General features: G+C 66.9%; 10 protein-coding genes and 1 pseudogene. 9 read left to right on the forward strand and 2 right to left on the reverse strand.

The genetic code is table 11. The features are described from left to right. The first annotated feature begins 199 nt into the window (after nucleotides 1-199). The 4 genes from O0J15_RS18745 (at nucleotide 200) to gnd (ending at nucleotide 5,304) form a co-directional block, all read left to right on the forward strand. Entirely contained in the window at nucleotides 200-2,377 is a 2,178-nt protein-coding gene (locus tag O0J15_RS18745) for a carboxy terminal-processing peptidase (RefSeq protein ID WP_019660673.1), read from the forward strand. A 161-nt stretch (nucleotides 2,378-2,538) separates the two neighbouring features. Further along, entirely contained in the window at nucleotides 2,539-3,132 is a 594-nt protein-coding gene (locus O0J15_RS18750) for a DUF2242 domain-containing protein (RefSeq protein ID WP_019660672.1), read from the forward strand. 17 nt (nucleotides 3,133-3,149) lie between these two features. Next, nucleotides 3,150-4,388, forward strand: a complete 1,239-nt coding sequence (locus O0J15_RS18755; RefSeq protein ID WP_308306108.1) for a hypothetical protein — start codon at nucleotides 3,150-3,152, stop codon at nucleotides 4,386-4,388. Between the two features lie 10 nt (nucleotides 4,389-4,398). Continuing rightward, nucleotides 4,399-5,304: a phosphogluconate dehydrogenase (NAD(+)-dependent, decarboxylating) gene (gene gnd / locus O0J15_RS18760; RefSeq protein ID WP_111098686.1), complete on the forward strand. Its 906-nt coding sequence runs from the start codon at nucleotides 4,399-4,401 to the stop codon at nucleotides 5,302-5,304. Between the two features lie 350 nt (nucleotides 5,305-5,654). Here gnd and O0J15_RS18765 read toward each other — a convergent pair whose 3' ends face one another. Further along, entirely contained in the window at nucleotides 5,655-6,698 is a 1,044-nt protein-coding gene (locus tag O0J15_RS18765; RefSeq protein WP_308306105.1) for an oxidoreductase, read from the reverse strand. A 170-nt stretch (nucleotides 6,699-6,868) separates the two neighbouring features. On the opposite strand from O0J15_RS18765, the gene O0J15_RS18770 reads away from it, so the two are divergent. From O0J15_RS18770 to O0J15_RS18785, 4 genes are all read left to right on the forward strand, one after another. Continuing rightward, nucleotides 6,869-7,252, forward strand: coding sequence for a BON domain-containing protein (locus O0J15_RS18770; protein ID WP_019660668.1), 384 nt, complete (start codon nucleotides 6,869-6,871; stop codon nucleotides 7,250-7,252). 238 nt (nucleotides 7,253-7,490) lie between these two features. After that, nucleotides 7,491-9,308 (forward strand): ATP-binding protein, encoded by a 1,818-nt coding sequence (locus tag O0J15_RS18775; RefSeq protein WP_019660667.1) that lies wholly within the window; start codon nucleotides 7,491-7,493, stop codon nucleotides 9,306-9,308. Beyond that, nucleotides 9,305-9,745 carry a response regulator gene (locus O0J15_RS18780; protein WP_005411057.1) on the forward strand — a complete coding sequence of 147 codons (441 nt, stop codon included), beginning with the start codon at nucleotides 9,305-9,307 and terminating at the stop codon, nucleotides 9,743-9,745. The genes O0J15_RS18775 and O0J15_RS18780 overlap by 4 nt, the downstream gene beginning before the upstream one ends. A 4-nt stretch (nucleotides 9,746-9,749) precedes the next feature. Further along, nucleotides 9,750-11,330 carry an ATP-binding protein gene (locus O0J15_RS18785; protein ID WP_308306106.1) on the forward strand — a complete coding sequence of 527 codons (1,581 nt, stop codon included), beginning with the start codon at nucleotides 9,750-9,752 and terminating at the stop codon, nucleotides 11,328-11,330. Here the strand turns inward: O0J15_RS18785 and O0J15_RS18790 are convergent. Beyond that, a pseudogene (locus tag O0J15_RS18790) lies at nucleotides 11,258-11,764 on the reverse strand (20S proteasome subunit A/B); the annotation flags it as partial. The gene O0J15_RS18785 and the pseudogene O0J15_RS18790 sit on opposite strands and share 73 nt — an antisense overlap. A gap of 89 nt (nucleotides 11,765-11,853) precedes the next feature. Between O0J15_RS18790 and folK the strand changes: the two are divergent. Next, complete coding sequence (gene folK, locus O0J15_RS18795) at nucleotides 11,854-12,339, forward strand: 2-amino-4-hydroxy-6-hydroxymethyldihydropteridine diphosphokinase (RefSeq protein WP_308306107.1); 486 nt, start codon at nucleotides 11,854-11,856, stop codon at nucleotides 12,337-12,339. The last annotated feature ends 77 nt before the right edge of the window (nucleotides 12,340-12,416 follow it).

A 12,416-nucleotide genomic window follows, 5' to 3' on the forward strand; every position in this document is an offset into this window, starting at 1 on the left:
AGCCCATGCTCGGCTGCTTGCTGCCGGCCAGCCGAGCATGGGCTCGGCTCTACATGCATTCACAATTTGCTACACCGGCCCGGCTAGGCTGGTTTTCCACCGAGCGCGGCCGGGTGACAAACCCGGCAACTTTCGGCACTGTCGTGGTGTCTTAACACCCCGCAGTCTCCCCCTTGGCAAGGCGCCTTCGAGCACGTCAATGAAATTCAAAGCCCCCGCATTCCTGATGGCCCTGGCGCTGGTGGCGCCGCTGGCGCTGGCGGCCAAGGCCGACTCGCCGGCATTGCCCGCTGCGGTAACCGCCGATCAGGTGACCACCTCCAAGCTGGTGTACGGCCTGCTGTCCGACAGCCGTTATGCCTACCGCCCGCGCGCGCTGGACGAGGCCACGTCCAAGGACGTGTTCAAGCGCTACCTGGAGACGCTTGACGGCGGCAAGCAGTACTTCACCCAGGCCGACGTGGCGCGCTTTGCGCCGTTCGAAGCCAACATTTCCTCGGCCATTCGCGGCGGCGAGCTGGAGCCGGCATTCCAGGTCTTTGCGGTCTACAAGCAGCGCGTCGGCGAGCGCGTGGCCTACGCGCGCAAGCTGCTCAAGCAGGAACCGGACTTCACCACCGACGAGCGCTTCGAGTACGACCGCAAGAAGGTGCCGTGGGCCGCCAGCAGCGCCGAGCTGGATGAGCTGTGGCGCAAGTCGGTGAAGAATGACTGGCTGCGTCTTAAGCTGGCCGGCAAGAAGCCCGATGACATCCGCAAGACGCTGGACAAGCGCTATGCCACGCTTGAAAAGTCGGTCAACGAGCTGAAGGGCGAGGATGTCTTCCAGTTCTTCATGAACGCCTACACCAGCGCTGTCGATCCGCACACCGACTACTTCACCCCGCGCACCGCCGAGAACTTCAACCAGGCGATGTCGCTTTCGCTGGAAGGCATCGGTGCGCAGCTGCAGCGGCAGGACGACATGGTGGTGATCCGCGAGATCATCGCCGGTGGCCCGGCTGCAGTGGATGGCACGCTGAAGCCGGGTGACCGCATCGTCGGCGTCGGCCAGGGCAAGTCCGGCCTGGTCGAGGACGTGATCGGCTGGCGCATCGACGACGTCGTGGCCAAGATCCGCGGTGCCAAGGATACCCAGGTGAAGCTGGAATTCATTCCGGCCGCCGAGGGTGCCGACGGCAAGCACCACACCCTGGTGCTGACCCGCCAGAAGGTGCGCCTGGCCGAACAGGCCGCGAAGGGAGAGACCATGACCATCCCGGCCGCCAATGGCGAGCCGGCACGCAGGATCGGCGTGATCAAGCTGCCGACCTTCTACCAGGACTTCGAAGGCCGTCGCCGCAATGCGGCCGACTACGCCTCGGCCACCCGCGACGTGGCCAAGCTGCTGGCCGGCTTCAAGAACGACAAGCTGGACGGCGTGGTGCTGGACCTGCGCAACAACGGCGGCGGTTCGCTGGATGAAGCCATCGAACTGACCGGCCTGTTCATCGAGCAGGGCCCGGTGGTGCAGGTGCGCGAGTCTGGTGGCCGCGTCACCGTCAACAGCGACCGCAACCAGGGCGTGGCGTGGGATGGCCCGCTGGCGGTGCTGATCAACCGCGGTTCGGCCTCGGCCTCGGAAATTTTTGCTGGTGCCATCCAGGACTACGGTCGTGGCCTGGTGATCGGTGAAACCAGCTTCGGCAAGGGCACCGTTCAGAACATCGTCGACCTCGACCGTTGGCCGAGCGGCGAGACCCAGCGCTTTGGCCAGGTCAAGCTGACCATCGCCCAGTTCTTCCGCATCAGCGGCAGCAGCACCCAGCACAAGGGCGTGGTGCCCGACCTGGCCTTCCCGGCCAGTGTCGACGCCACCGAGTTCGGCGAGAGCACCTACGACAACGCCCTGCCGTGGACCCGCATCGCCGCCGTGCCGCACACCCAATACGGCAACTTCGCGCCGCTGCTGCCGAAGCTGGAAACCCGCCACGACGCACGCATCGCCACCGACAAGGAGTTCCAGTGGTGGAACGAGGACGTGGAACAGTTCCGCACCGAGGCGGCCAAGAAGTACATCTCGCTCAACGAGGCCACGCGCCGCGCCGAGCGTGAGCGCCAGGATGCCCAGCGCAAGGAACGCCAGCTGCAGCGCAAGGAGCTGGGCCTGGCCCTGGACCCGCTGGCCGATGACAGCAGCGATGACGGCCTGACGGGCAACGAGCGCGACATCGTCAAGGACGCCGCGCGCGAGAAGGCGGCCGAGAAGCGCCCGGACCCGCTGCTGCGCGAGTCGGCGTCCATCCTGGCCGATGCGGTGAACCTGCTGGCCAACGACCGCCCGCTGTCGGCACAGGTGCTGCCGCAGTCGACCGGCGCCGGTCGCTGGGCGGACTGAGCCGGACACGGTATGTGATACCCGAGGGCCGGCATTGCCGGCCTTCTGCTTTTTTCGTGCATGAACCGGCTGCAAACGGGGCCGCCTGACGCGGGTGCTTTCGACCTGCCGCACACAGCAACGGGGCTACCCTTGCCGGTACCGTCCTCGCAGGAGCACCCATGCGGTCCTCCCTCGTTTCCAGTGCTGTTGTGGCGCTTGGCAGCGCCCTGATCCTGTCGGCCTGTGGTGGCCGTGCCGCAGACAGCACGCTGCTGCGCGAATCCTTCGATTCCGGCGACACGTTCTCGCGTACCGTCGATGGTCGCCCCGGCGATGCCTGTGAAGCGGCGCGGCGCACCCTGCTCAGCCAGGGGTACGCCATCGCCCGTGCCGATGACGCACAGGTGGAAGGCAACAAGAACTTCCAGCCGCGCGAAGACGACCATGAGCAGCTGGTGCTGCGCATCTCCTGTGCGCCCCGGGGCGATCAGGCGTTGGTGTTCGTAAGCGCCGTGCAGGACCGTTATGCGTTGAAGAAGAGCCCGACGTCCGCCAGTGTCGGCGTCGGTGCACTGGGCTCGGTATCACTGCCGTTCGGCAGCAATGACGATTCGCTGGTGAAAGTGGCGAGCAGCACGGTTACCGACGCCGATTTCTATCGCCGTTTCTTCCAGCGCCTGCAGCAGTACCTGCCACAGGCTGCGGGCACGCCACCGCCGCCACCACCCGCAGCAGTTCCTGAGCCCGCGCCGGTCCGCACGGACCAAGGGTGAACGTGCACGGCTGGCTGATGGGCGCGGCCCTGTTGCTCGCGCCTGTGATGGGCGTGGCGGCCACAGCCGGCGACTGCGCCCAGGGGCTGCTGCTGCGGCTGGGCTGGCGCTTCGACGAGGCTGCGCTGAAGGAGCCGCAGGTGCATGGTGGCGCGGTGTGCACCCGTGCGTCGCTGGCCGAGGCGCAGGCAGCAGGCGATCTGCACGTGCGCTGGCCGGCGCACATGTCCGCTGCTGCACGCCAGGCGCTGCTGCAGCAGTTGCTGGACGATCCGGCCACGATCTGCGCCTATGCGTTCCAGCTGGGGGCGGCCACGCAACGCGCCGCCTCGGCCTTGCAGGCCAACACCCGCTTCCGCTTCTCCGGCCTGCAGATGGGCTGGATCGGTTTCGGCCTGCAGGGCCCGCGCGCTCAAGGCTGGCAGCGTACGCACAGTCTTGGCCGCGGTTTCGTTCCCAGCGCGGGCAACAGCAAGGCGCTGCAGGCGTTCTACAACGGTGCCGTGCGTGCCGAATGCGGTGTCGGCCGCCAGGTCGCGCAGCTGGCCACCCAGCGCGAGCTGTATGGCGATACTGCCTTCGATACGGAGTTCTCTGCGGATGAGCTGTCGATCGGAACCTTTCTCGCCCTGCATGGGACCGACAGCATCCTGCTTGGCGCGCATGCCGGCGATTTCTTCGCCGATGGCAAGGCAGTGCGTACCTCGGCGATGGGGCGCCAGGCGTTCGTCGGTGTGCCTGGTTTCATCGAGCATGCATACGACAAGGGCACGCTGGACGACCTGAGCAACCAGGCCGAGAACTTCGTGGTGGTCGAGGTGGGCGAGGACGCTGCGCGGGCGCTGGCCACGCATGGCGGCCTGGCCTGGTACGACCAGCGCAACGTCGAACTATGGAAACTCGCGCAGGACATCCCGCGCACTGGCCAGCGCTACTTCGAACGCCTGCTGTTCGAGCGCGACCCTGAGGTGCGCGCGGCGCTTGCGCCGCGCTACCACGCCACGCTGGCACGCATGGACCGCCTGCTGGACGATCCGTTCTACCAGCAGTTCGTGATCTATGTGCATCCGCGCGGTATACGTCCCATCGGCTACCACATCGCCCGCCTGCTTGACCGCAACCCGCGAACCCCCTTTTCGATCGACCTGGCGGTGCACAATCTGCATACCACGCTCTACCGGCGTTGGCGCGAGGCGCAGCTGCGCCACTGCGCGGCTACCGGCAGGCCAGGCAGCCCGACCCTAGACCCCAACTGAAGGTGAAACAATGGATATTGCAATGATCGGCCTCGGCCGCATGGGCGCCAACATGGCCCAGCGCCTGCATCGCGGCGGCCACCGCGTGGTCGGCTACGACCCGGGCGAAGGCGCCCGCCAGCGCGCCGCCGAGGCCGGCCTGGAGGTGGTTGATTCGCTGGCCGCCGCGGTGGCCGCGCTGCCGGTGCCGCGCGTGGTGTGGCTGATGGTGCCGGCCGGCGAAACCGTGGACCAGACGCTGGGCCAGCTGACCCCGCACCTGGCCGAGGGTGACATCGTCATCGATGGCGGCAACTCCAACTACCAGGACTCGATCCGCCGCGCCAAGGCGCTGGCCGAGGACGGCCTGGGCTACGTCGACTGCGGCACCAGCGGAGGCGTGTGGGGCCTGCAGGAGGGCTACAGCCTGATGGTCGGTGGCGAAGCGCCGGTGGTGGAGCAGATCGCGCCGCTGCTGCGTACGCTGGCACCGGCCGAGGACCGCGGCTGGGCGCGTGTCGGCCCATCCGGCGCTGGCCACTTCACCAAAATGGTGCACAACGGTATCGAGTACGGAATGATGCAGGCTTACGCCGAAGGCTTCGCGCTGATGGAGCGCAAGCAGGAGATGGAGCTGGACCTTGCCCAGGTGGCCGAAGTCTGGCGGCACGGCAGCGTGGTGCGTTCGTGGCTGCTGGACCTGAGTACCGAAGCACTCAAGCGCAATCCGTCGCTGGATGGCATCGCGCCGTATGTGGAGGATTCCGGTGAAGGCCGCTGGACCGTCGCCGAAGCCATCGCGCTGGACGTGCCGGCCCCGGTGATCACCTTGTCGCTGCTGGAACGCCTGCGTTCGCGCGAATCCAACTCGTTCACCGACCGCCTGCTGTCGGCGATGCGCAACGAGTTCGGTGGGCACGCCATCAAGAAGTCGTAAGCAATCGGGGTCGGACCCCTTTCCGCAGGAAAGGGCGCTGACCCCCATGGCGCCAGGGGCAGTCGAGCATGGCTCGACTCTGCAAAAGCATTTTCCGATTGTTTGCACGTCATCCACGCATGGCGTGGATCTACTGGCAGATCGCGGGAAAGTGCCGAAGGCCAGGTGGGGGCGGTTGCGGGGGTGTCTGCGGCATGGATGGCGCGGCCAAGCCTCCAGGGACGGATTTACGGCGTCCCCCGCAACCCGACCCACCCCGCCATCCCACGGATAGCCGGCTTTTGCTGTTGAGGTTGCCGGCCAGCGGCCGGCACTACCGCTTCTGCAGGTGCAGGGCGCAGCCCTGCCGATCACCCCAACGCGATTCGCCGCCCTTCGCGCGCACTGTCCATGCCGGCCTGCAGCAGCCGCATCAACTGCAATGCCTGCACCGGGCTGACCGTAGCTTCGCCGTCGCCGTGCATCGCCGCGGCGAACTGCGCATACAGCCGCCGGTAGTCGCCAGGCAGGTTGTCCACCGTCGTGCGCTGCACGTTGTCTTCGGCATCGCAGCGTACCAGCTCACCATGCCGCGGATCGATACCCCAGCCTGGCGCACCGGGTGCCACACCGCGGCGCAGCTGCGCCTCCTGCACGTCCAGGCCGTGCTTGATCCAGCTTGCCTTGCTGCCATGCACGCTGAAGTGCGGGGTCTGTGCCGCGACCAATGAACCGGAATGGAGGATCGCGCGATGCCGCGGGTAGTGCAGCACGGCGTGGAAGTAATCGATGCCGCTGCCGCCTTGGCGCAGCACGGCAAGATCCGCATCGACCGCCTCGGGCCAGCCGAACAGCACCAGCATCTGGTCCAGCAGATGCGGACCCAGGTCGTACCACAGGCCACTACCGGGCCCGTCCTGCTCGCGCCAGCGATCGCGCACCTGCGGCCGGTAACGGTCGAAATGCGCATGGCACTCGGCCACGTCGCCCAGTGCGCCTTCGGCCAGCAGCGCCTGCAGGGTGAGGAAATCCGCATCGAAGCGCCGATTCTGGAACACGGTGGCGATGCGGCCGGCGCTGCGTGCCGCAGCCAGTACCGCTTCGGCTTCAGCGACATCCAGCGCAAACGGCTTGTCGACCAGCACGTGCTTGCCTGCGGCCAGCGCCGCGATTGCAAGCGGCGCGTGCTGCGCGTTCGGTGTGGCAATCACCACCGCGTCCACGGCCGGATCGTCGAACACGTCCTGCGGCATCGCACGCACGTGCACGTCGCTGAACGCGCGCAGCAATGTGTCGCGCTGCGAACTGACGATGCTGTGCAGCGCCAGCCCGGGTGTGTGCTGGATCAGCGGCGCATGGAAGACGCGGCCGGCGAGGCCGTAGCCGATCAGGGCCAGTTGCAGGTCGGGGCGCATTGGCAGAGCTCCGGCTGTGGGAAGGGCAGGGTATACGACGGGTGGTGGCAGGCCAAACTGAACCGTTGCCCCAGGAAACAGTCCGATTCACGGCGGCATGACCGCAGCGCCACGCCTGCTCTACGGCGGCTTGTCCAGACTGGCAGCACATCCCGAAGGAGTACGACACGATGAGCAATACCTCCCGCACACTGATTGCTTCTGCCTTGACGCTGGGCCTGGCGCTGTCCTCCTCGGCTGCATTTGCCAAGGATCCCGCTGCCAAGAGCCCGCCGACCAGCAGCCATCCGGCCACGCATGCTGATCGCCATGACTCCAATGAGCCTGTGACCGATACCTGGATCACCACCAAGGTGAAGGCCGACCTGCTGGCCAGCAGCAACGTTCCGGGCACGGAGATCAAGGTGGAAACCGTGAACGGCGTTGTCAGCCTGAGCGGCGCGGTGGCCTCCCAGGCCGAGAAGGACAAGGCGGTTGCCACTGCCAAGGGCATCAAGGGCGTGACCCGCGTCGATGCCGCTGCACTGAAGGTCAGCACTGCTGCCAAGCGCTGACCTGGCGGAGTGGGCGCCCCGGTATGGGGGGCGCCCACTCCCGCGTGACGCCGAGCCGTGCTCGGCTGCCGTTGGGTTCCAGCCGACCGTGGGCTCGGCCGTACAGCGCCGAAGTACCAGCCGTTCAGCCAGCGGCGCTGGAAACTCCAGAGTTTTGACCCGCCTGCGCTATATTGCCGGTTCCGCCGCACTGGGGCCGGGTACGGCCCATGCTTTGCGGCCGTGTTGATGAGGAACTATGGCGCTGGTTTTCAGTGATGACATCTGGGACCGCTGGCGGATGCCCGCCCTGGCGCTGGCCGCCGCAGCGATCATCGTGGTGCCGTGGTTGACACTGCGCCACCTGCAGCAGGACAGCGAAGATGCGATGGCCTGGGTCAATCATACCCAGGCTGTCGGCGTGGCCTTGCAGCAGCTGCAGGCCGATGTACGCGATGTCGAATCGGCCGCGCTGACCCTGTCCAAGGGCGTGGACGCGCCTGGCCTGCGCGAGCGCATGGCCAAAGCCAATGAACTTCCCGGTCGCCTGGCTGAACTGGGCCGGATGACCCGCGACAATCCTGAGCAGCTGATCCGCATCGGCCGCATCGAGTCGATGCTGGAAGGGCGCATGGCGCTTGCCCGCGAACTGGCAAAGTCAGAGCCCAACAGTGACCAGCGCGAGCTGGTGCAGGACCTGAGCACGCGTTATCCGATCCGCGGGCTGGTGGAGGAACTGCAGGCCAGCGAGCAGAAGCTGCTGGCACAGCGCGCCGAGCAGGCCGCCCGCCAGCGCAAGCAGACCGAGTTGGTGTCGTGGAGTTCGCTGGTAGTCCAGCTGGCGTTGCTCGGCCTGGTGCTGTGGCTGCTGCAGCGGCAGATCGGCCGCCGCCTGCACGCCGAGCGGCAGTCATTGCGTTCGGCCGCGCGTGCAGCGTCGGTGCTGCAGACGGTGCGCGAGCCGATCGTGCTGCTCGACCGCGATCTGCGCGTGCAGCTGCACAATCCTGCTTTCGCCGAGCTGTATGGTCTGCAGGATGAGCGCGCCGAGGGCCTGGTGCTGGATAACGTCGGCAACGGTGCGTGGCAAGACCCGGTGATGCGCCAGCGACTGTCCGATGTGCTGCTGCGCGGCCGGGAACTCTGGGACTTCGAGCATGAACAGCGCACCGCCGATGGCTTGGTGCGCTACATGCTGCTCAACGCGCGGCGCATGCCGCTGCCGGACACCGATGACGAAGTGGTGTTGCTCACGGTCAGCGACGTCACCGTGCAGCGTGCGGTGCAGCTGCGTGTGGAGGAACTGAACCGCCAGCTGGAAGGCAAGGTTGCACAGGTGTCCGAGGTCAACAGGGAACTGGAAGCCTTCAGTTACTCGGTCTCGCACGATCTGCGGGCGCCGCTGCGCCACGTGGCTGGATTCTCCGACAAGCTGTCGCGCCATCTCGGCGATGCGGCCGATGACAAGAGCCGCCATTACCTGGAAGTGATCTCCAGTTCGGCGCGGCGCATGGCTGCGCTGATCGACGACCTGCTGGTCTATTCGCGGCTGGGCCGTGCGGCAATGCGGCACCAGGCGGTGGACATGCAGTCGCTGGTGGCCGATACCCGCGCCATGCTCGATTCCAATCTGCAGGCCGAGGCTGAGGCCAGCGGCCACGTGCACCAGGTGGAGTGGAACATCGCGCCGCTGCCGATCGTGGTGGGTGACGAGAACATGATCCGCCAGGTCTGGCTGAACCTGCTTGGCAACGCGGTGAAGTACTCGGGCAACCGCGAACCGGCGAAGATCCGCGTGGATTACCAGCCCCAGCCCGACGGCGGCCATCAGTTCACGGTCAGCGACAATGGTGCAGGCTTTGACATGGCCTATGCCGGAAAGCTGTTCGGTGTGTTCCAGCGCCTGCACAAGGCCAGCGACTACCCCGGAACCGGTATCGGCCTGGCCAGCGTCCGTCGCGTGCTCACCCGCCATGGCGGCCGTATCTGGGCCGAGGCCGAACCGGACGTCGGCGCCACCTTCCACTTCTACCTGCCCCCCGCGACCGACGCGGACAAACAAGGTCCCTCTGCATGACGACTCTGCGCACCATTCTTCTCGCCGAAGACAGCCCGGCCGATGCCGAAATGGCGATCGACGCCCTGGAAGAGGCGCGTCTGGCCAATCCCATCGTGCACGTCGAGGATGGCGTGGAAGTGATGGACTACCTGCTGCGCCGCGGCGCCTTCGCCAACCGCGAGGAAGGCCTGCCGGCGGTGCTGCTGCTGGACATCAAGATGCCGCGCATGGACGGCCTGGAAGTGCTGCGGCAGATCCGCGAGCACGAAGAACTCAAGCGCCTGCCGGTGGTGATCCTGTCGTCCTCGCGCGAGGAAAGTGATTTGGCCCGCAGCTGGGACATGGGGGTCAATGCCTACGTGGTCAAGCCGGTGGACGTGGACCAGTTCTTCGGTGCGGTGCAGACCCTGGGCAAGTTCTGGGCGTTGATCAACCAGGCACCGGAACTCGAGTGAGCCCATGCCCCTGACCGGTCCTGCCCTGGGGGCGCTGCGCATCCTGCTGGTGGAGGACTCACCGGAAGATGCCGAGCTGATGTCCGAACAGATGCTCGATGCGGGCCTGGACGCTCGTTTCGAGCGCGTCGAGAGCGAGGCGGAGCTGCGCCAGGCACTGGCCGCGTTCCAGCCGGACATCGTGCTGTCCGACCTGAGCATGCCGGGGTTTTCCGGTGATGATGCGCTGCGCATCGTGCGCGAGACGGCGCCGGAAGTCCCTTTCATCTTCGTCTCCGGCACCATGGGTGAGGAGAACGCGGTGGCGGCGCTGCAGAAAGGCGCCAACGATTACATCATCAAGCACCAGCCGGCGCGCCTGCCGTCGGCGGTGGCGCGTGCGATCCGCGATGCCCGCAGCGCCGTAGAGCGCGCACGGGTGGAGACCGAACTGATGCGCGCGCAGCGCCTGGAAAGCCTGTCGCTGCTCGCCGCCGGCCTCAGCCATGACCTGCGCAACATCCTGCAGCCGCTGCTGATCATGCCGGACCTGTTGAAGGCGCGTACCGACGATCCGCAGTTGCACCACCTGGCCGACGTCATCGCCGAGTGTGGCCGCCGCGGCCACGAGATGGCCGAATCGATGCTGTCGTTCGTGCGCGGTTCGCGCAAGCCGAGCGAGCGTATCGAGATCAAGGGCCTGTTCGATGCGGTGGCCCTGCTGTTGCGCAGCAACGTGCCTGATGCCGTGCGCCTGGAACTGCAGGTGCAGGACGAAGGCCTGGTGGTGGATGCGAACTACACCGAACTGCAGCAGGTCATGCTGAACCTGGCACTCAATGCGATCCAGGCGATGCCCAACGGCGGCCGACTGAGCCTGACCGCCAGCCATGCCGGCCAGCGCGATGGCGTGGACTGGATGCGTATCTGCGTTGCCGATGAAGGCATTGGCATGGATGCGGACACGCTGTCGCACCTGTTCAATCCATTCTTCACCACCAAGGCAGATGGCACTGGCCTGGGCCTGATCTCCTGCAAGCGCATTGTTGAGGGCGCTGGTGGCAGCATCCATGTCAGCAGCCAGCCGGGACAAGGCACCTGCTTCGAACTGCGCCTGCCGATGCACGAGATCATCGACGGCAGCGAGCCGATCGAACAGCTGGTGGCCTTGGGCAGCGGCCAGTCGATCCTGGTGGTCGATGGGGAAGCCACGCGCCTGTCGCTGCTCGGCAACGCGCTGTCCAGCCAGGGCTACCAGCTGCAGTTGGCCTCCGATGGCCCGGCGGCAGGTCAGGTCGATCAATCCACGGTTTCCCAGGGGAACCGCGGCAGGGCGTCCACCGCCTGTTCCAGGCGCCGTGACCAGTTCTGGTGGATATCGGCATACAGCGCTGAATCCGCGCCCAGCCGCAGTTGCCGGCCGATACGCAGTTCACCGTCGCGCAGCAGCGCCAGGTCGATCGGCAGGCCCACCGACAGGTTGGACCGGATGGTGGAGTCCAGCGAGACGATGGCCGTGCGCGCGGCGTCCTCCAGCCGCGTGGCCGGGCTGAGGATGCGATCCAGGATCGGCTTGCCGTACTTGGATTCACCGATCTGCAGGTAGGGCGTCTCCGGCGAGGCGGCAATGGCGTTGCCGAGCGGGTAGATCATGTACAGCCCGGGCCGCTCGCCGGCGATCTGGCCGCCGAAGATCAGCGTGGCCTGGGTGTTGACCCCGTCATGGCCGTGTTCGCTGTGGCTGCTGTGCACCTGGCTGTCCACCAGCAGCTGACCCACATACGCGGCGGCTTCGAACAGGTGGGTCATGTCGCGCAGGTTGGGCACGCGCCGCTCTGCGGCGTCGCGGCCCAGGCGCGACACCAGCAGCTGGGTGGTGGCCAGGTTGCCAGCCGCCATCAGCACGTAGGCTGCCTGGCCGGGATACTCGAACACGTGCAGCTTGCGATGCACGCGCACATCGTCCAGCGAGGCATTGGTCCGGGTGTCGGCAGCGAAGACCAGGCCCTCGTCCACCTCGATTCCAACGCAATAGGTCATGTCGGTGCCCTATCATGTGCGTCCCGGATTGTAGGCAGGCCGCCGTGACGACGGCATGTCCACGCCCCCATCGCTGCCACCTGAACCGCATGACCACCGTGCTCCTGAGCCTGGGCAGCAACGTCCAGCCCCGCCGCTACCTCCACGCCGCGGTGACGGCCCTGCGCGAGCGCTTCGGCGCGCTGCAGGTCTCGCCGGCCTACCGTACCGCCGCGGTCGGCTTCGATGGCCCGGCCTTCCTCAACAATGCGGTGGCGATCGAGACCGATCTGCCGCTGCAGGAACTGGACGACTGGCTGCATGCGCTGGAAGACGCGCACGGCCGCGACCGCAGCGGGCCGCGCTTCTCCGACCGGACCCTGGACATCGACGTGGTGTTCTACGGCGACCTGGTGGTGGAAGGCCCCGGCCACCTGCGCATTCCGCGCCCGGAACTGAAGCATGCCTTCGTGCTGAAGCCGCTGGCGGACATCGTGCCGGGCTTCATCGACCCGGTCAGTGGGCAGGACCTGGCCACGCTGTGGCGGGCGCACGCGCAGTTTGGCGAGGCGTTCGAGGTGGTGGACCTGGAATGATGGGTTGTTGTTGCCGCTGCGCTCGCCGGGCATGGCCCGGCGCTACCGGTGGTGGGGGGGGGGGGGGGGGGGGGGGG

The organism is Stenotrophomonas sp. Sm10 (assembly GCF_030985515.1).
In the GTDB taxonomy this organism is placed as follows: Bacteria; Pseudomonadota; Gammaproteobacteria; order Xanthomonadales; family Xanthomonadaceae; genus Stenotrophomonas; species Stenotrophomonas hibiscicola.